The sequence below is a fragment of the Streptomyces qinglanensis genome, from assembly GCF_900111245.1.
Taxonomy (GTDB): domain Bacteria; phylum Actinomycetota; class Actinomycetes; order Streptomycetales; family Streptomycetaceae; genus Streptomyces; species Streptomyces qinglanensis.
In genome coordinates this window covers 256,485-275,653 of the sequence record NZ_FOGO01000005.1, presented here as the reverse complement: position 1 = coordinate 275,653, position 19,169 = coordinate 256,485, and the positions used below count along the sequence as shown (strand labels likewise).

The following is a 19,169-nucleotide window of genomic DNA, read 5'->3' as shown; positions in this document are numbered from 1 at the left end:
GTTCCCACCCCGCGCATTCGGGTGTGACCTGCGAAGATGCCGTGCGGCGTGGTGTGTGTCACGGTGAAATCGGGCCGCTGGGAACCCGGCGGCACCGGCACAGATCCTGCCCGGGAGCGGACTGGGGGTCGCTTCCCGCCGGTCTTGCACAGCACCCATGTGAGACGTGGGAGTGAGCAGTCCATGAAGACCACGCAGATCCGCACCACCGAGGACGGCAGCGCCTCCGCGGCCCCGGACGAGGGCGGCGGCGAACCCTCCTGCGCCGCGGACGCCGCGGCCTCCCGCTCTGCTGCGGACGGAGCCGCCGCGGACGAGGGCGACCCGTCCGCCGCGTCCCGCACCCTCCGTCGTACCCACCACGACGCGCCCGACACCGCCGCCGACTTCGCCGCGCTGGCGGAACTGCCCGAGGACTGCCCCGAGCGCCGCCGGCTCCAGGACTGCGTGGTCACGGCGTGGCTGCCGATGGCGCACCGGCTGGCCCGCAAGTTCCGCAACCGCGGCGAGTCGCTCGAGGACCTGGAACAGGTGGCCGCGCTCGCGCTGGTCAAGTCCGTCGAGCGCTACGACCCCGCCCGCGGCAACGCCTTCGAGACCTTCGCCATCCCCACCATCTACGGCGAGCTCAAGCGCCACTTCCGGGACAACATGTGGGAGATCCACGTCCCGCGCCGCGTCCAGGACCTGCGCAACCGCGTCCGCGCGAGCCTGCGGGAGCTGGAGCTGACCTCGTCCGGACGATCCCCCACCGTCGCCGAGCTGGCGGCCCACAGCGGCCTCTCCGAGGAGGACACCCTCACCGGGATGGAAGCCCTCCAGTGCTTCAACTCGCTCTCCCTGGACGCACCGGTCGCCGCCGAGTCCGGCGGCGGCGACGGCGGAGACGGAGCGATCTGCCTGATGGACACCCTCAGCTCGGACGAGGGCGGCTACGACCACGTCGTCGACCGCGAAGCGGTCCGCTCCTGCCTGTGCCGCCTGCCCGAGCGCGAGCAGCGCCTGCTGTACCTGCGCTTCTTCCGCGAGCTCACGCAGTCGCAGATCGCCCGCCGGCTCGGCGTCTCGCAGATGCACGTCTCCCGGCTCCTCGCGGCGGCCTGCCGCCGGGTACGCGAGGAGATCGAGGAGCGGGAGGACGAGGACAGCAGCACCCACCCGCCGCGCGCCGCCGCCTGAGGGCCCGCCGCGCCTCCGCCGTGCTCCCCCGCCTCCGGGACCCGGGAGGCGGGCTCTAGCCTGTCCGGCAGACGTCCGTGCCGACGTGAGCAGTCGGCACACCGATCCGGTGACCGACGGAGAGAGCGAGAATGACGGCACTGCCGCAGCCTTTCGACGCATCGTTCCACGCCCGGCCGAACGCCGCCTACAGTGCACTGCGGGAACAGGGGCCCGTGCACCGTGTGGCCCTGCCGGACGGGACCGCGGTGTGGCTCGTGCTGCGCGACGAGGACGTACGGGCCGGTCTGGCCGACACCCGGCTCTCCGTCAACAAGGCTCACTCGAACGGTGGTTACCGGGGTTTCTCGCTGCCGCCCGCACTGGACGCCAACCTCCTCAACCTCGACCACGGCGACCACATACGGCTGCGCCGCCTGGTCGCCCAGGGATTCACCCCGCGCCGGGCCGAGGCGATGCGGGCCGGCATCCGGGAGGTCGCCGAGCGGCTCGCCGACCGGCTGGCCGCACGCATGGACGCCGAGGGCGCGGCCGACCTGGTGCGGGAGTTCGCCGAACCGCTGCCGATGACCGTGGTCTGCGACATGTTCGCGGTGCCCGAGGCGGACCGGCGGCCGTTCGCCTCCTGGGTGCGCACGATGCTGGCGATGGAGAGCCCCCAGCAGGTGGGCGAGGCGATCAACCGGATGCACGACTTCCTGCGCCGACTGGTCGCCGCGCGCCGCAGCGCACCCGGCGACGACCTGCTCTCCGACCTCGTCCGGGCCCGCGACGAGGGGGACAGGCTCTCCGAGGACGAACTGTGCTCCCTGGCCTTCCTCGTCCTGGGCGCGGGCATCGAGAACGTGCAGCACCTGGTGAGCGGCGGCCTCCTGGAGCTGCTGCGCCATCCGGACGAACTCGCCGCCCTGCGCGCGGACTCCGCGCTGCTCCCCGGCGCCGTCGAGGAACTGGCCCGCTACGCGCACGCGAACCTGACGGCCATCCGCCGGTTCCCCACCGAGCCGGTGGAGTACGGCGGTGTGCCCGTCCCGGCCGGTGACACGGTGCTGCTGTGCCTGTCCTCGGCCAACCGTGATCCGGCCCGCCACCCGGCGCCCGAGCGGCTGGACATCCGCCGCCGCGACCCCGCGCACCTGGCCTTCGGGCAGGGCACGCACTACTGCCTGGGCGCCCCGCTCGCCCGGATGGAGATCGGGCTGGCCCTGGAGGTCCTGCTCGACCGCTTCCCCGCGCTCCGACCGGCCGTCGAGCCCGCGGAGCTGCGCCGGCAGACCTCCTTCCGCTCCCATGCGCTGCGCGAACTGCCGCTGACCCGGTAGGTGCGGCACCCGCCGCCGGTCCGACCGGTGCTCCGGGAGCGGACCCGGCCCACCCCGGGCCCAGCGCTACTCGCCGCTCCGCAGGTGCTCGACAGCGGTGCGGGCCGCGGCACCGACGACCGCGTCCGCGCGGGGCAGCCGCCGGTCGGCACGGGCGGCCTGGGTGAAGACGACGGCCGTGTATCCGCGCCCGTCGGCGAGTTCGACGACTCCGGCCTCGTGCCGCATGGCGCCGAACGTCCCCGTCTTGCCGTACACCGCCACCTCGTCGGAGGGGAAGCCCGCCGCGAGTCGGTGCTGCCAGGGCTGGAGTCCCATCGTGGCACGCATGAAGGCGCAACTGCCGGGGGAGGCGGCCTCGTCCCGCCAGACGGCGCGCAGCAGCGCCGCCATCTCCGCCGGGGTGGTCGCGGCCGCCCACGCGGGGTCGTAGACGCCCGGCGGCACCGCCCGGTCGTTGTCGGCGATCCGGGACAGGGCCGCCTCCACCGACTCCGCGCCGGTCTCCGCGAGCAGCCGCGCCAGGGATCCGGCGGCGCCGCCGTCCAACCGGGTGCGGGAGAGGCCGAGCGCCGCGCAGGTCTCCTCGACCGCCGCGGTACCGACCTGCCGCAGTACGGCGTCGGCCGCCGCGTTGTCCGAGATGCTCATCATCATGACGACCAGATCGCGCAGGGACATCGACACCTCGTCCCGCAGCAGCGAGAGACCGGTCGGCCCGGGAAGCCGGTCCCCGGCGGACAGCGTGAGGCGCTGCCGCGGGTCGAGAGCGCCCGCGTCCACCTGCCGGCAGTAGGCCACCATCAGCGGCACCTTGTAGACCGACCCCATCAGGGCGAGACCGTCGGCGTCGACCGTCACCCGGGCCGAGGGGCGGTGGAGTTCGGCCACGTGCAGCCAGCCGCGCACCCCCGCGTCGTCGAACATCCCCCGCAGCGTGCGCTCCACGCCCCTGCCCGACACCGCACTCATCGCTCGCCCTCCCCGTCCGCACGGCCGGTGGCCAACGCCGCCGCGAGCACCTCGGCCGCCTCGTCGGCACCGGCAGCGGCCAGCCGCCGGGCGTCCCACACCACACGCAGCCGCAGCGGCAGCGCCGGAGCGGTGGTCGGCTGCCGTGCGACGCCGTCGGCCCGCAGTTCCGAGTCCGCGGTGACCAGCACGGCCTGCCCGGCGGCGGCCAGGGCTAGTCCGGCGCGCTCGTCCGAGACGACCACCGTCTCCACCCGCCGTCCCCGCCCCGCGAGGGTGTCCAGGAACAGGTCGTGGGCAGCGGGCGCTTCGGCCCGCGGACGGACGGCATAGGGCAGCCGTCCGGCGGCCGCCGCGCCGTCGGCACCGCAGGGGGCCAGCAGCCAGGTCGGCAGCAGCGTCACCGGTCCCGCGGTCAGCCCGTGCAGCACGGCGGGGTGGCGCACCACAGCGAGGTCCAGCCGCCCCGCGGAGACATCCGCCAAGAGCGCGGCAGTCGGCGCGGTCAGCACCGAGACCCGGCCGCTGACACCGGCCCGGACCGGGGCCGCGGCGAGCGCGGCGCCGAGCGGGGGCGGCAGTTCGGGCGGCAGACCGAGCCGGAGGCGCTGCCCCTCCGCGTGCTCCCGCGCCCCGGTCTCCCGCAGTTCGGCCAGTGCGGTCAGGGCACGGCGCGCGTGCGGGAGCAGCAGCACGCCTTCCGGGGTCAGGGAGACCGCGCGCCCTCGGTCGAACAGCCGCACTCCCAGCAGCGCCTCCAACCGCCGCAGAGCCTGCGAAAGCGGCGGCTGGGTGATGCCCACGCGCTGCGCGGCCTCGCCGAAGTGCTCCTCCTCGGCGAGCGCGACGAAGATTTCCAGATGCCGCTCCGTCAGCATGCGCCCCCCGTGGTCTGCAGTGATATGCCGAGCGAATCGTTTCGCGATCGAGAGTGTATTCGACATGGCGGAACCCCTGGGTTTGACTCCCTGCTCCCGAGCCCGGTCCGGCCACCCGGCGCGGGAAGCCCGCAGACGCCCAGACCGAGGAGCCATCCATGCCCGATCAGCAGCCCGCAGCCGCTCCGCACCGCCCGAGCCGCCGGGGTGTGCTGCGCACCGGCCTCGCCGCCGGAGCCGTCGGCGCCACGGGGATCGCCACGGCCTCCGCGGCCGGATCCTTCTCCGGCGACCAGGCGTCCGCCGCCCGCCCCGCGGCCCGCCGCGGGAACAGCGGGGTGCGGCTGCGCTGGCTCGGCATCGCGGGCTGGGAGATGACTTTCGACGGGCACCGGGTGGTGATCGATCCCTATCTGACCCGCCAGGGGTTCACGGGTGCCGACGGCAAGCCCGACATGACCAGGAAACTGGAGGTGGACCACCGCATCATCGACCGGGTGCTGCGCGAACACCTCACCGAGGCCCCCGAGTTCCTGCTGCTCACCCACGGCCACTGGGACCACCTGGCCGACGTCCCCTACCTGCTGGAACATCCGGCCTGGCGGGACGCCGAGATCACCGTCCTCGGCTCGGAGACCCATCTGCACCTGCTCACCGCCATGGGGGTCCCGGGCAAGGGGCGCAAGCACCGGCTCGCGGTGGTCTCCGGCGGCGAGGTCTTGCGCCACCCCCTGCAGCCGTCCGGCAAGCGTTCCCGCCCCGACTGCACCGTCGAGGTGGTGCGCAGTCTGCACAGCCAGGTCGGCGGCTACGGCTTCGACCCCTACGGCACCCTGACCGCGCCCCCGGCCCGGCCCCGGACCCTGGACGACCTGGTGGAGGGCGGCACGCTCGGCTACCAGGTGACCGTCGGCAACCGGCTGACCGTCATGTTCCTGAGCGGCACGGCCAACTTCGCGGCCCGCGAGGTCTCCGGCGCCCGGCCGGACGTGCTGGTGCTCGGCGCCAGTGGGCACGCCGCCGTGCACGACTACTTCGAGCGCGCTGTCGCAACGCTCGGCAGGCCCCGCACCGTCGTCCCCAGCCACCACGACGACCTGGTCACGCCGCTGGACGACCCCGCGGTGCACGGGACCGTCGACCGGGCCGCGGTCGACCGGCTCCGCAGGGCCGCAGGCTCCGGTATCCGCGTCCTGTCCCCCCGCCACCTGGAGCAGTTCGAACTCTGACCCCCCTCCGGTTCTCCGGTGCCTCGCGAGGCCGGCGGCGTCCCGGCGCGGGTGCGTCCGCACCTGGAGGTGTCGAGCGGTATCCGGCGGAGTCCACCTGCACCTGTTGACGACCCGGCCCTCGCCCGCAGGGGCGTGAAGCAGTCCTCCTGAGCGGACCGTGCGCGGGGACGGGCCGGACCGGCCGGCGGGCCGGACCCGGCGGCGGAGGGGGCGGTGCGGGCTACCCCGCCGCTTCGGTCAGTGCCGCCAGCACCGGGCTGATCAGCGGGTGCTCCTCCGCGCCCCGGCGTACGGCCGCGAACACCCGCCGGGTGGGGGCGCTGCCGTCCACCGGATGCACCGCGACTCCGCCCGCCGGGGTGCCCAGCAGTGCCGACCGCGGCACCAGGGCCACCCCGGCCCCCGCTGAGGCGAGCGCCACGACGGCGCTGAAGTCGTCGGAGTAGTGCTCCATGGCGGGCTCGAAGCCCGCGTTCTCGCAGGCGAGCACGACCACGTCGTGGCACGGGTTGCCGGGGAACGGGCCGATCCAGGTGTCCTTGGCCAGTTCGCCCAGCGGCACCCGGTCGGCGCCGGCCAGCCGGTGCCCGCGCGGTACGACGGCGTCGAAGGGTTCCGCGTACAGCGGCACCCGGGTCAGCCGGGGGTCGTCCGCGCTCGGCGCGCCCCGGTACTCGACGGCCACCGCCACGTCGGTCTCCCGGTCCAGCACCATGGGCAGGCTGGCGTCCCCCTCCGCGTCCTGGACCCGCACCCGGATGCCGGGCGCCGTGCGAGCCAGCCGGGCCAGCGCGGGCGCCACGACCAGCCCGATACCGGTGGCGAAGGAGGCCAGGTCCACCCGGCCCGCCGCCCCCGACCCGTAGGCGGCCAGCTCCGCCTCGGCGCGCTCCAGCTGGGCCAGCACCCGATGGGTGTGCGAGAGCAGGATCTCTCCGGCCGGGGTGAGCCGCACCCCCTTGGTGCCGCGCTCGACCAGCCGGTGGCCGGTCTCCTGCTCCAGTGCGCTGAGCTGCTGGGACACCGCGGAGGGGGTCAGATAGAGCGCGGCGGCAGCAGCGGTCACCGTGCGGTGGTCGGCCACCGCACGGAGGATGTGCAGCCGCCGCGCTTCGATCACGTGAGTGATTGTCCCCCAGCAGCCCCCGCGAGCTCTGCCCGGGATGCGGCAAACGCGGCAACCGCCCGCTCGACGTCCTCGGTGGAGTGCGCCGCCGAGAGCTGCACCCGGATCCGGGCCTGCCCCTGGGGCACCACCGGATAGGAGAAGCCGATCACGTACACGCCGCGCTCCAGCAGCAGCTCGGCCATGCGGGCTGCCTCGGCCGCGTCACCGATCATGACGGGCACGATCGCGTGCGAGCCCGGGAGGATCTCGAAGCCCTGCTCGGTCATCCCGCGGCGGAACAGCTCCGTGTTGGCGTCCAGCTTCTCTCGCAGGTCACCGGCGGACTCCAGCAGGTCGAGGACCTTCAGCGAGGCCGCCGCGATCACCGGGGCCAGGCTGTTGGAGAACAGATAGGGGCGCGAACGCTGGCGCAGCAGCGCGACGATCTCCGCGTGAGCCGCCACATAGCCGCCCGAAGCGCCTCCCAGCGCCTTGCCGAGAGTGCCGGTGATGATGTCCACCCGGTCCATGACACCGTGCAGCTCGGGCGTGCCGCGTCCCCCGGCCCCGACGAACCCGACCGCGTGCGAGTCGTCGACCATCACCATCGCGTCGTAGCGCTCGGCCAGATCGCAGATCTCCGGCAGCGGCGCCAGATAGCCGTCCATCGAGAAGACGCCGTCGGTGACGATCAGCCGCCGCCGCGCGTCCTGCGCCTGCTTGAGCTGCTGCTCCAGATCCGCCATGTCGCGGTTCGCGTAGCGGAAGCGGCGTGCCTTGGAGAGCCGGATGCCGTCGATGATGGAGGCGTGGTTGAGGGCGTCGGAGATGACGGCGTCCTCCGCGCCGAGCAGCGTCTCGAACACGCCGCCGTTCGCGTCGAAGCAGGACGAGTAGAGGATCGTGTCCTCCTGGCCCAGGAAGGCCGAGAGCCGCTCCTCCAGCTCCTTGTGCACCTCCTGGGTGCCGCAGATGAAGCGGACCGAGGCCATCCCGTAGCCCCACCGGTCCAGCGCCGCGTGCGCGGCGGCGATCACCTCGGGATGGTCGGCCAGGCCCAGGTAGTTGTTGGCGCAGAAGTTGAGGACCGCCTCCCCCTGCTGCTCCGGGGCGCCGCCGCCGGTGACCCGGACGCCGGCCGACTGGGGCGTGCCGATGACCCGCTCCGGCTTGTGCAGTCCGGCGGCGGTGATCTCTTCGAGGGTGGCGCGCAACTGGTCGCGTACGGAGTCGAACATGCGAGTTCTCCAAGGGTCGGCGGTGCGGCGGTGCCGGGGGACGGTGCACGGTTGCGCCGTGGCGCCCGGCGCCCGGCACAGGACCGCGGGACGGGGAAGGACGAGGGCTACAAGGCCCGGGAGGCGGGAGGGACAGACGGGACGGGCGGACGCGGACCGGAGGGGAAGGCGGTGACTCAGGCCGTCCAGTCGAGGATGACCTTGCCGCCGCGCCCCCGGGCCGCGTCGGCGAAGGCGGCCTCGTGGTCGCGGTAGCCGTACCGGCCGGTGATCACCGGAGCGAGGTCGAGACCGCCCTCCAGCAGCACCGACATCGCGTACCAGGTCTCGAACATCTCCCGGCCGTAGATGCCCTTCAGCGTGATCATGGAGGTGACGATCCGGGCCCAGTCCACCGCGAACTCCTCGGCGGGCAGACCGAGCATCGCGATCTTCCCGCCGTGGGTCATGTTGGCCAGCATGTCGCGCAGTGCCACCGGGTTGCCCGACATCTCCAGGCCGACGTCGAAGCCCTCGCGCAGCCCCAGCGCCCGCTGGCCGTCGGCGATGCTCGCGCCGGAGACGTTCAGCGCCAGCGAGGCACCCACGGTGCGGGCCAGCTCCAGGCGCTCCTCGCTGACGTCGGTGACCACGACGTTCCGCGCCCCCGCGTGCCGGGCGACGGCCACCGCCATCAGACCGATCGGCCCCGCACCCGTGATCAGCACGTCCTCGCCGACCAGCGGGAAGGAGAGCGCGGTGTGCACGGCGTTGCCGAACGGGTCGAAGATCGCGGCGATGTCCGGGTCCACCGGCGTGCGGTGCACCCACACGTTCTCCGCGGGCAGCGCCACATACTGGGCGAAGGCGCCGTCGCGGCCCACCCCGAGCCCGACCGTGGCCCGGCACAGGTGCCGCCGGCCGGCCAGGCAGTTGCGGCAGGTGCCGCAGACCAGATGCCCCTCCCCGCTCACCCGGTCGCCGGGCTTGATGCCGGTCACGTCCCGGCCGGTCTCCACGACCTCACCCGTGAACTCGTGCCCCACCACCAGCGGCGCGGACACCGCCTGCTGGGCCCAGCCGTCCCAGGCGCGGATGTGCAGATCGGTGCCGCAGATCCCGGTGCGCTCCACCTGGATCAGCACCTCGCCGGGCCCGGTCTCCGGCTCCGGCACGTCGGCCAGCCACAGTCCCGGTTCGGCCTTCTCCTTGACCAGCGCCTTCACGCCACGGCTCCTGTCGTCTCGCGCCACGGCAGGGCGAAGCAGGGCCGACCGGCCCTGTGCCCTGGAGCGGGGGTGGAAAGCGGTGCCGCTGCGCACGCACCGCCGGGACGAATGTGCCGTACGGCGGCCCCCGGGTCCATCGAGGATTTCTTAACCGCACCCGCAGCTTCCCTTCACACCCCGCTCCGGCGGCCCGCACCGCTCCGCCCCCGGGCCGCCCGGGGGATCCCGGAGGCCGCTCGCCCCGGCCCGCGCGCGGTCGCGGGGCGCGGACGCCCGGGTTATACGTGGCTCATGGCCGACAACCCCGCGCGCCGCCTGCCGCGCCTCCGGTGACATGCGCCTCGTCCCGCCCCTGGCCCCGATGACGGCCCGCACGGTGGCGGCGGTGCCCCGCGCCGGGGGCCTCGCCTACGAGGCCAAGTGGGACGGCTACCGGGTGCTGCTCTTCGCCCGCGCCGAGGCCCCCCGCCTCCAGTCCCGCCGCGGGAACGACCTCGGCCCCGGATTCCCCGACATCCTGCGGGCCGCCGCCGACCTCGGCGAGGAGGCGGTCCTGGACGGGGAACTGGTGGTGATCGAGGACGGCGCGGTCGACTTCGCCGTGCTCCAGTCCCGGGCCCGACGCACCGGACCGCGTGCCGAGGCCGCGGCCGCGGCGCACCCGGCCCACTTCATCGCCTTCGACCTGCTGCAGCTCGGCGACGAGGTGACCATGGGCCGCCCCTACCGGGAGCGCCGCGCCCTGCTGGAGGAGATCTTCACCCGCCGCGACCTGCAGCCGCCCTGGGCGTTGTGCCCGATGACCACCGACCCGGACCGGGCCCGCGAGTGGCTCGACCCGGCCTGGGGCGCGGTCGGCGTCGAGGGCATGGTCGTCAAGGGGCTGGGGCAGCCCTACCGCCCGGGCGAGCGCGGCTGGCGCAAGCTGCGGGCCCGTGCCACCACCGAGGCCGTGGTCGGCGCCGTCACCGGCCCCGAGACCTCGCCCGATGTGCTGCTGCTGGGCCGCTACGACGCGGACGGAGTGCTGCGGATGGTGGCGCAGAGCACCCCCGTCACCTCCGCGCTGCGCCGGGAGATCGGCCGGCTGCTCGACCCGGCCGGCCCCGGCCATCCCTGGGAGCACGCCCGGTTCCGGTCCGGTTGGGGCACCCGGGACCTGCTCGCGCACCGCTGCGTGGTCCCCGAAGCGGTCGTCGAGTTCGAGGCGGACGTGGCCTTCGACGAGGGCCGCTGGCGCCACCCGGTGCAGGTCCGCCGACTGCTCCGCGACACCGCGCCCGGAGACGTTCCGCGCTTCCCCTCCGGTCCCGCCGACTGAACCGGCGCGGGCGCGTGCCCCCGCTCCGGGGGCCGACCGGGATCCGGTGCGGCCGCCGGCGGGTGCGTGGTCCGGGAAGGTCCCCTCGTGCCCTGTCCGGCTCAACACCGCGCGCACGGTGCGGCCGTCCGGTGCAGCGTGGGAGTCAGCGACCGCTGCCAGGCCGTCCCCCGAGCCCGACCCGGCGCCCTGGTCTCGGCCGCCGAAGTGCTCCCGGCTCCCGGCCGGGTGGTGCCCCGGTCCGCGCACGCGCCGCGGCGGTGATCCGCCGGACATGCGGACCCGGGGAACCTCCGGCCGGGAGCAGGAGAGCGAAGACCGTCCCCCCGAAGACCGCCTGCGCCCCGAAGCGCCGGACACGGCTCGGCCGAACAGAAGGAGTCCCCATGCACCGCTTTCCCCGCCTGCCCCGCACCGCGACCACCCTCGCAGCGCTCACGGTGACCGCCTTGGTCCCGCTGTGCGGGGTCGCCCAGGCGGCACCGGCCGCCGACCGCGGAACCACCGCGGCCGCCCCGGCTTCGCACGCCGAGCGCCACGACGCCCGCCGCGGTCAGGAAGGCCCCCGGCTGGTGAAGCTCGGCGACCGCGAGGGCCTCCTGGGGCTCGGACTGCTCGGCATCCTCTGACGCCTGCCCCGCACCGGACCGCCCGACCCCGCGGGGTCGGGCGGTCCGGCCGTGCCGGGACGCTGCTTCTGGTCCGCCGTCAGGCGAGGCCCGCGGAGCATCCGCCGGGGCAGGGGACTGCGGCCCGAGGTCGTCGTACGCCGCTGCCCGCTGCCCGCTGCCCGCTGCCCGCTGCCCGCTGCCCGCTGCCCGCAGCCCGCCGCCTCCGCCGAAGGACCGCGCCGGACGGCCCGGCCCGCAGGCGAACGGCGGCCCGCCGTCACTCGCGGGAGGGAGGCAGGCGCACCGGTCCCCGGCCCGCTCGTTTCCAGGACGGAGCGCCGAGAGCCGAGACCGGGAGTCACGATGCGCGCAAGGATGCTGTCCGCCGTCCCGACCGGAGTGCTCACGGTGTCCGTGCTGCTGGGCGCCCTCGTCGCGCCGGGTACCGCCGCGGCCGCCGCTCCCGCACGGTCCGCCACCGGCAGTTCGGCGGTCCGGTCGCCGAGCGGGGCACCGGCGGCCGTCCTCCCCGCACCCCTGCACGCGGTCCGTCCGACCGGCCCGGCGACCCGGACGCCCCCGGCCGACCCCGCAGTACGGGCCGAGGCCGACCGGCTGATGGAGCTGACCTACCGGCAGTTCGCGGTGGCTCGCCACACACCGCCGTTCGACTGGACCACCGACGGCTGCTCCGTGCCGACCGGCTTGCTCCCCTACAGCGAGGTCTTCCGCCCCGCCTGCGTCCAGCACGACTTCGGGTACCGCAACTACGGCGGCAACCACGCACTGAAGCTGGACCCCACCCGCGCCACGAAGAACTGGATCGACAGCCGGTTCCGCACCGAGATGCGGCGCATCTGCGACGACCGGTACTCGACCGCGGGACGCCGGCGCAACTGCCGGCGCGCGGCCGACACCTACTACGCCGGGGTGCGGATCGGCGGCGACAAAGCCTTCTTCTAGCGCGCGTCCCGGGCGCGGCGACCGCCACCCCGCGTGGCCTGACCTCTCGCGGCCTGCCTCACCGCGCGGCGGACAGCGGCGCCCCGCCCTGCCGTGCCCTCCCGGCGACCCCCGGCGGCCCGCGCCGCGCCGCCTCCGGGGCCGGCAGGTGCGGCGCCACCGAACGAGACCCGAGGCGGCACCGCCGCACCGCCGCCCCCGGGGCCGCCCTCGCCCTCCGCCCCGCGACCGTTCCGCGCGCCGCCCGCTCCGGCCGCCGCTGCCCGGGTGATCCCGCACCGCGGCGGAGCGGAGCGCGGCGCGGTCGCACGGGCGCCGTGCGGGTGCCGTGCTCGACTGAGCTGACGGCACCGGTCGCGCACCCGTGGCACCGCGGTGGCGCGGTCCCGCGTTCCGCCGGGCGCCCGGCCGGCTTCCGGGCCCGCCGACGAACAGCCAGGGAGGACCCCGTGACCCGGCCTCACCCCCTCGCGCACCCCGGTGCCGCACCGCTGCCCGCGGCCGCCCTCCGCTTCCCGGGCGTCCTGTGACGATCGCGGCCGCACGAGGGCACGCCGACCACGTGGTCGTGGTCGGCGCCGGGCTGGCCGGGCTGTCCGCGGCGCTCCATCTGCTCGGTGCGGGGCGCCGGGTGACCGTGGTGGAGAGCGGCCTCCAGCCGGGCGGTCGCGCCGGCCGGGTGGAGCGGTCCGGCTACCGGTTCGACACCGGGCCCACCGTGCTGACCATGCCCGACCTGGTCGAGGAGGCGTTCGCCGCGGTGGGCGACTCGCTCCGCGACCGGCTGGAGCTGGTGCCGCTGCACCCCGCCTACCGGGCGCGGTTCGCCGACGGCAGCCACCTGGACGTGCACAGCGACGCCGAGGCGATGGAGGCCGAGGTGGAGCGCTTCGCCGGAGCCGGGGCCGCCCGCGGCTACCGGCGGCTGCGTGCCTGGCTGGGAGAGCTCTACCGGCTGCAGATGCGGCGGTTCATCGACGTCAACTTCGACTCGCCCCGCCAGCTCCTGCACCCCGACCTCGCCCGGCTCGCCGCGCTGGGCGGGTTCGGCAGGCTGGACGCGCGGATCGCGCGGTACCTGCCGGACGAACGGCTGCGCCGGGTCTTCTCCTTCCAGTCCCTGTACGCGGGCGTGCCGCCCGAGCGCGCACTGGCCGCGTACGCCGTGATCGCCTACATGGACACGGTGGCGGGGGTCTGGTTCCCCCGCGGCGGTATGCACGCGCTGCCCGGCGCCATGGCGGCCGCGGCCCGCGACGCGGGGGCCGAACTGCGCTACGGGCAGCCGGTCACCCGGCTGGAGCGCGCGGGCGAACGCGTCACCGCCGTCGTCACCGCGACCGAGCGCATCCCCTGCGACGCCGTCGTCCTCACGCCCGACCTGCCGCTGTCCTACGCGCTGCTCGGCCACCGGCCGCGCCGTCCACTGCGGCTGCGGCACGCGCCGTCCGCGGTCGTCCTGCACGTGGGCACCGACCGCACCTGGTCCGGGCTGGGGCACCACACGCTCTCGTTCGGCAGCGCGTGGCGGCGCACCTTCCGCGAACTCACCCGGGACGGCGTCCTGATGACCGACCCCTCGCTGCTCGTCACGCGGCCGACCGCCACGGACCCGGAGCTGGCACCGCCCGGCCGGCATGTGCACTACGTGCTGGCGCCCTGCCCCAACACCGACATCGGCCCCGACGCCCGCCGGTGGCGCGACCTGGCGCCCCGGTACCGCGACACGCTGCTGGACCACCTGGAACGGCGCGGCCTGACCGGCATCGCCGCCGCAGTGGAGGAAGAGGTGCTGGTCACGCCCGCCGACTGGAGTGCGCAGGGGCTCGCCGCCGGTACACCCTTCTCGGCCGCCCACACCGCGGCCCAGACCGGCCCCTTCCGGCCCCGCAACCTCGTGCGCGGCACCCGGAACGCCGTGCTGGCCGGCTGCGGCACCACCCCGGGCGTCGGCGTACCGACCGTGCTGCTGTCCGGAAAGCTGGCCGCCGCCCGCCTCACCGGACCGGTGCCGCGCCCGGCACGCAACCCCCGCCCGGCTCCCGCTCTCCCGCGCCGGACCCCTGCGAAGGACACCCGCACATGACGGAACGTGAACTCGACGCCGCGGCCATCCGCGACCCCGGCCTCCGGGAGGCATACCGGCTCTCCCGCCGGCTCAACGCCCGGCACGGCAAGACCTACTTCCTCGCCACCCGGCTGCTGCCCCCGGAGCGGCGCCCCGCGGTGCACGCGCTCTACGGCTTCGCCCGCTGGGCCGACGACATCGTGGACGACCAGGGCAGCGACGCCACCCCCGCCGAACGCGCCGCGGTGCTCGACGCACTGGAGACCCGGCTGCTCGGTGCGCTGCGCACGGGTGAGAGCAGCCAGCCGGTCGTCCGCGCCCTCGCCCACACCGCCGCCACCTACCGCATCAGCCCCGGCCACTTCACCGACTTCATGGCCTCCATGCGCAGCGACCTGGTGGTCACGGGCTATCCGACCTACGCCGACCTGCGCCGCTACATGCACGGCTCCGCCGCCGTCATCGGGCTGCAGATGCTCCCGGTGCTCGGCACCGTCGTCCCCCCGGCGGAGGCGGCGCCGCACGCGGCGGCGCTGGGCGTCGCCTTCCAGTTGACCAACTTCGTGCGCGACGTCGGCGAGGACCTCGACCGCGGCCGCGTCTACCTGCCGGAGGACCTGCTGGCGGCACACGGCGTCGACCGCGAACTGCTGCGCTGGAGCCGAGCCACCGGGCAGCGCGACCCCCGCATCACAGCGGCGCTGCGCGCGGCCCTCGACCTCACCCGCCAGGTCTACCGCGAGGCCCGGCCCGGACTCGCCATGCTCGATCCCCGCGCCCGGCCCTGCATCCGCACCGCCTTCGTGCTCTACAGCGCCATCCTGGAGGCCGTCGTCGACAGCGGATTCGACGTGCTGCACCGCCGCGCCGTCGTCCCGCGCCGCCACCGGGCGGCCCTGGCACTCGACGGGCTGGCCCGGAGCTCCGCCGCCCGCCTGCGTACGTCCCGGCCCCGACAGAGGGAGTTGTCATGACCGAGGGTGCGTCCCCACGCGGCCGCCTCCCCCTCGCCCTGCGCCGCCGCGCCGTCCCCTGGGAGCGGCAGCGACCCACCTGGCGCGCAGCGCGTCCCGGTCTCATCGAGGACGCGCTGCGGCGCGCCCAGAAGCGGCCCTCCGGCAACTGGTACGTGCTCGGCGCGGCCCGGGACCTGACCCGGGGACGCCCGCTGGGCCGCACCGTCGCCGGAGTCGAGGTGGTGGCCTGGTACGACGCGCAGGGGCGGATCCGCGCGGGCGCGGGCGCCTGCCCGCATCTTGGCGCGCCGCTCAAGGACAGCCGGGTGCGGTGCGGACGGCTGGTCTGCCACTGGCACGGGATGGCCTTCGACGGCGGGCCGACGGCGGGCTGGACGCCCTACCCGGCGTACGACGACGGGGTGCTGGCATGGGTCCGGCTCGACGAGGTCGGCGGCGAGGAGCCCACCGAGCGGCCCGTCGTGCCGACCCGGCCGCGCCCCGCCCGCTCGGTGGACGCCGTCTTCACCGCCGTCGGACGCTGCGCCCCCGACGACGTCGTCGCCAACCGCCTCGACCCGTGGCACGGCGCCTGGTACCACCCCTACTCCTTCGTGGACCTGACGGTGGTGAGCGCCCCGGAAGCGGTCGCGGACGAGACCGCGGCGCACAGCGGGGCGGCGGACGGCTTCGTGGTCGACGTCTCCTTCAAGGTCGCCGGCCGCGTCGTGGTGCCGGTACGCGCCGTCTTCACCGCACCCGAACCGCGCACCGTCGTCATGCACCTCACCGAGGGGGAGGGGCGCGGCTCCGTGGTGGAGACCCACGCCACCCCGCTGGCCGCCGACACCGCGGGCGAGCCCCGCACTCTGGTGACCGAGGCGATCGTGGCGCACTCGCCGCGGCCCGGATTCGCCCTCGCGCGCGCCGGGGCACCGCTGGTCCGGGCGCTGCTGCGGGCCGGTGCCGACCGGCTGTGGCGGGACGACCTCGCCTACGCCGAGCGCCGCTGGCAACTGCGCAGCACCCGGCACTTCCCCGGCTGACGGTTCCCGCCTCAGCCCAGCCGGGCCAACGACCGCAGCAGCGCCGACCTGCCCCGGTCCGGCACCGTCCGCAGCGGGTGCCCCCGCACCCCCCAGCGGGCCAGCAGGACGTTCGCGGCGAGGAGCCCGCTGGTGGCCGCACGCTCCATGAGGGCGACCGGCAGCCCGGTGCGGACCAGGTCCCCGGCCACCATCAGGCGGGGGTCGGGCGTGCGCACCGCCGGCCGGTCGCGGTAGCCGCCGACCGGGAAGAGCGGGCAGTCGGCGCGCCATTCGTGACAGGCGTCCAGGACCCGGGCCGCGGCCGTCTCCGGGTAGACCCGGGCCAGTTCGCCGCGCAGCCGCTCCTGCACCTGCTCCCGCGTCCGCGGCTGCCGCGCCGCCGCGGGGTCCACGGCATAGGCGTGCAGTTCGACGACCGAGCCACCGGAGCGGGCCGCCCAGCGCGCCGCCTCCGTCTCCCAGCGCTCCAGCACGCTCACGTTGTCCAGCGGCCCGTAGCCGCTCGTCCCCAGGAACCCGGGCCGCCGCCGGGCCACCGGGCGGTCCAGCCACAGCCGGGAGACCAGGAACGGCGGAGCGGTGCGCAGCCGGGCCACCCGCTCCCGCCATGCCGTGTCGGCCAGTTGCGGGGAGGCGCCGACCACGGTGCGCAGGCCGGCGGTGTCCAGCGCCAGTACGACTGCCGCGCAGTGCTCTTCGCCGGCGGCCGTGGACACGATCCGCGCCCCGCCCTCCGGCCGGATCCCGAGCACGGGCTCCCCGGTGCGCAGCCGGACACCGAGCTTCTCCAGGTAGTCGCCCAGCGGCTCCCACAGCGCCCGCGGATACGGCTCGGCGGGGACGTCGAAGAGCAGCCCTTCGCTCGAACCGAGGAAGTAGATGTGGAACATCAGCGCCATCTCGGCGGCCGACAGTGCGCCGGGGTCGGCGAAGAAGCTCCGCGAGAACACCTCGAAGGCCAGGTCGCGCGCCGCCTCGGGGAACCGGATCGCGGTCAGCAGCTCCTGCGCCGCGGTGCCGTCCCACCGCTCGTACACCTCCGGGACCCGCACGTCCAGCAGCGGCAGCGCGGCCCGCGGCGCCATGCCCGCCAGGTCCCGCAGCCCGAAGGTGGGGCTGAGTGCGGCGAACCCCAGGGCGCTGAACGGAGGGGTGCGGGGCACGTGTGCGAAGCTGTCGCGCGCGCCGCCGCTGTGCTGGAGCGGGTAGTCGGGCAGCCCGCGCAGCCCGGTGAGCAGCGGGTCGATACGCCGCAGCAGCCCGCGCAGGTTGTAGTACTGACGGAAGAAGGCGTGGAAGCCGCGGCTCATCGTCGCCGGGGAACCGTCCCGCAGCCGCACCGGCCAGCCGGCCAGCCGTCCGCCGAGCTGCGGCTCGCGTTCGTACACCGTGACCCGCACGCCCCGTTCGGCCAGTCCGGTCGCGGCGGCGAGTCCGGCGATTCCGCCGCCGACCACCGCGACCCGCGGAGCGGCGGTGCCGCCCGGCCCGGCCCGGTCGAACGCGGGCCGGCCCGGCGCGGCCGGCAGCACCCGGGCCCTGCGGTCGCGCCCCTGCTGTGCCACCGCGCTCACCGTGCGGCCCCATGGCGGGGCGCGGCCGCAACAGGTCCGGTGCAGGCGAGGGAGGCGCGCACCGCACCGGTCGCCCGGCCCGGCACCGGCAGCAGCCGGGTGCCGGTCGGTCTCTGACCCGCCGTCGGACGGCCGGACCGTCCCCCCGTGTCGCACGCGGTGGGCAGCGCGGTGGTGCGCAGCAGCGTCATGGGGTACCTCGCAGGGGCGGCTTTCGCGGCGGAACGGGGGCAACCGGCGGGAAGCCGGGCGCCGGAGGGGCGGTACGGGACAGCCGGGGCAACTCCGCCGCGGTACGCAGCATCGGCCCCACCGGCGTGCGGAGTCCGACGGCGAGCGCCTGGACGGGGCCGCTCGCCCCGTCCAGGAAGCGGAGCAGACTGCCGGGGGGAAGCTGCCGGAACAGCCCGGTGAAGAAGGCGGCGCCGTCCACCCTGCCGCGCTCCAGCGCCCGCAGCAGCACCGCGTCCATCGCCAGGGCGCGGCGCGGGTAGGCGCGCGGCGGCAGCGGGGTGCGGCCCGCGCGCAGTGCTGCGGCGATCCGCCGGGTCTGGCGCTGGATCGCCGCGAAGGTGTAGCCGGTCGCGGGCCGGGTCGCGCCGCCCGCGGTCCCGACACGGAACACCGAGGCGCCCGCCCGCCGCGCGAACCGTCCGTCGGTCATGGGGATGACGCCCTGCTCGGCGCCGGTCACCTCGAAGTCCCCCAGCCCGAGCACCCGGTCGGTGTAGCCGCGCAGCGCCCGTTCGTACCCGGCGTCGTCCAGCACGGCGGGGGAGAACTCGGTGTACTCCACCAGCGCCCGGTGCGGGTCGAGGGGCAGCACATAGCCGAAGGAGAGGCCGCGGGTCGGCTGCGGAGTGCGGAAGTCCATCAGTTCGGCCGCCACCGGGTCGAAGACGGGCCGCCGGGTGCGCACCAGCCAGCCGCGGAAGTGCTGCAGCAGCGTCGTCCGGGCGGGCGGCAGCCGCTGCGGGGGCCGGGAGTCGAAGGCCCAGCGCGCCCGGACGGTGAGCGCTCCGCCGTCCGCCGCGACTCCGCGCACCTCGGCGCCGCCCGGTACGTCCACCACGTCGTGCACCAGCGCCTCCGCCCGGCGCACCCCGGCTGCGGAGTCCAGTCGGCCGCGTACGAACTCCTCGAAGGAGCCGGAGCGCAGCATCTTGTAGCAGAGCGGCGCGGTGCTGCCCGCCACCACCTCACCGTCCGGGCCGTGCACCCGCAGCCGGTCCCAGCGGGCCGCCAGCGCACCGTCGTACTCGCCCACCGGCCCCTCCCAGTAGCACCAGGTGCGTTCGGGGGGCCGGACGGGACCGGGAGGCGCGTCCAGGAGGACGACGCGGGGGCCGCCGCCCGCTGCCGGGCGGGCCGCCAGCCGCCAGGCCAGCGACAGCCCCGCGGCGCCCGCACCGACGATGGCGACATCCGTCTCGTACTCCACCAGGTTCCGTCGTCCGTCCGCTTCCGGCTCCTTCGGTCGCGCTCAGTCT

At 75.6% G+C, this 19,169-nt stretch carries 16 protein-coding genes; 9 read left to right on the top strand and 7 right to left on the bottom strand.

All coding sequences use genetic code 11. From position 1 onward, the window contains the following. Positions 1-183 precede the first annotated feature (183 nt). Together BMX65_RS13710 and BMX65_RS13705 are read left to right on the top strand one after the other, a co-directional pair. Entirely contained in the window at positions 184-1,179 is a 996-nt protein-coding gene (locus BMX65_RS13710; RefSeq protein WP_075000522.1) for a SigB/SigF/SigG family RNA polymerase sigma factor, read from the top strand. 131 nt (positions 1,180-1,310) lie between these two features. Continuing rightward, entirely contained in the window at positions 1,311-2,501 is a 1,191-nt protein-coding gene (locus tag BMX65_RS13705) for a cytochrome P450 family protein (protein WP_075000521.1), read from the top strand. Positions 2,502-2,567: 66 nt separating this feature from the next. Here the strand turns inward: BMX65_RS13705 and BMX65_RS13700 are convergent, their stop codons facing one another. Both BMX65_RS13700 and BMX65_RS13695 read right to left on the bottom strand, forming a co-directional pair. Next, positions 2,568-3,473 carry a serine hydrolase gene (locus tag BMX65_RS13700; protein ID WP_075000520.1) on the bottom strand — a complete coding sequence of 302 codons (906 nt, stop codon included), beginning with the start codon at positions 3,471-3,473 and terminating at the stop codon, positions 2,568-2,570. Next, complete coding sequence (locus tag BMX65_RS13695) at positions 3,470-4,351, bottom strand: LysR family transcriptional regulator (protein ID WP_075000519.1); 882 nt, start codon at positions 4,349-4,351, stop codon at positions 3,470-3,472. Before BMX65_RS13695 ends, BMX65_RS13700 begins: the two co-directional genes overlap by 4 nt. Positions 4,352-4,509: 158 nt before the next feature. Between BMX65_RS13695 and BMX65_RS13690 the strand changes: the two genes are divergently transcribed. Then, positions 4,510-5,580, top strand: coding sequence for an MBL fold metallo-hydrolase (locus BMX65_RS13690; protein ID WP_075000518.1), 1,071 nt, complete (start codon positions 4,510-4,512; stop codon positions 5,578-5,580). Positions 5,581-5,803: 223 nt separating this feature from the next. Here BMX65_RS13690 and BMX65_RS13685 read toward each other — a convergent pair whose 3' ends face one another. From BMX65_RS13685 to tdh, 3 genes are all read right to left on the bottom strand, one after another. Continuing rightward, the gene (locus BMX65_RS13685) at positions 5,804-6,703 is read right to left on the bottom strand and encodes a LysR family transcriptional regulator (protein WP_075000517.1); all 900 of its coding nucleotides are present in this window, start codon (positions 6,701-6,703) and stop codon (positions 5,804-5,806) included. Then, positions 6,700-7,929, bottom strand: a complete 1,230-nt coding sequence (locus BMX65_RS13680; RefSeq protein WP_075000516.1) for a glycine C-acetyltransferase — start codon at positions 7,927-7,929, stop codon at positions 6,700-6,702. Before BMX65_RS13680 ends, BMX65_RS13685 begins: the two co-directional genes overlap by 4 nt. Positions 7,930-8,105: 176 nt before the next feature. Continuing rightward, entirely contained in the window at positions 8,106-9,134 is a 1,029-nt protein-coding gene (gene tdh, locus BMX65_RS13675; protein ID WP_075000515.1) for an L-threonine 3-dehydrogenase, read from the bottom strand. Positions 9,135-9,498: 364 nt separating this feature from the next. Here tdh and BMX65_RS13670 point away from each other — a divergent pair, with 364 nt between their 5' ends. From BMX65_RS13670 to BMX65_RS13645, 6 genes are all read left to right on the top strand, one after another. Beyond that, positions 9,499-10,458 carry an ATP-dependent DNA ligase gene (locus tag BMX65_RS13670; RefSeq protein WP_239501863.1) on the top strand — a complete coding sequence of 320 codons (960 nt, stop codon included), beginning with the start codon at positions 9,499-9,501 and terminating at the stop codon, positions 10,456-10,458. 386 nt (positions 10,459-10,844) lie between these two features. Further along, entirely contained in the window at positions 10,845-11,087 is a 243-nt protein-coding gene (locus BMX65_RS13665; protein ID WP_075000513.1) for a hypothetical protein, read from the top strand. Positions 11,088-11,432: 345 nt separating this feature from the next. Next, complete coding sequence (locus BMX65_RS13660; protein ID WP_239501864.1) at positions 11,433-12,032, top strand: phospholipase A2; 600 nt, start codon at positions 11,433-11,435, stop codon at positions 12,030-12,032. A gap of 526 nt (positions 12,033-12,558) precedes the next feature. Then, on the top strand, positions 12,559-14,118 hold the full coding sequence (crtI, locus tag BMX65_RS13655) for a phytoene desaturase family protein (RefSeq protein ID WP_177214264.1): 1,560 nt from the start codon (positions 12,559-12,561) through the stop codon (positions 14,116-14,118). Continuing rightward, positions 14,115-15,074: a phytoene/squalene synthase family protein gene (locus BMX65_RS13650; RefSeq protein ID WP_075000511.1), complete on the top strand. Its 960-nt coding sequence runs from the start codon at positions 14,115-14,117 to the stop codon at positions 15,072-15,074. The genes crtI and BMX65_RS13650 overlap by 4 nt, the downstream gene beginning before the upstream one ends. Continuing rightward, positions 15,071-16,102: a Rieske (2Fe-2S) protein gene (locus BMX65_RS13645; protein ID WP_075000510.1), complete on the top strand. Its 1,032-nt coding sequence runs from the start codon at positions 15,071-15,073 to the stop codon at positions 16,100-16,102. The genes BMX65_RS13650 and BMX65_RS13645 overlap by 4 nt, the downstream gene beginning before the upstream one ends. 11 nt (positions 16,103-16,113) lie before the next feature. On the opposite strand, the gene BMX65_RS13640 is transcribed toward BMX65_RS13645, so the two are convergent. Together BMX65_RS13640 and BMX65_RS13630 are read right to left on the bottom strand one after the other, a co-directional pair. Continuing rightward, entirely contained in the window at positions 16,114-17,679 is a 1,566-nt protein-coding gene (locus tag BMX65_RS13640) for an FAD-dependent oxidoreductase (protein ID WP_075000509.1), read from the bottom strand. Between the two features lie 187 nt (positions 17,680-17,866). After that, positions 17,867-19,120 carry a lycopene cyclase family protein gene (locus BMX65_RS13630; protein WP_075000507.1) on the bottom strand — a complete coding sequence of 418 codons (1,254 nt, stop codon included), beginning with the start codon at positions 19,118-19,120 and terminating at the stop codon, positions 17,867-17,869. Between the last annotated feature and the right edge of the window lie 49 nt (positions 19,121-19,169).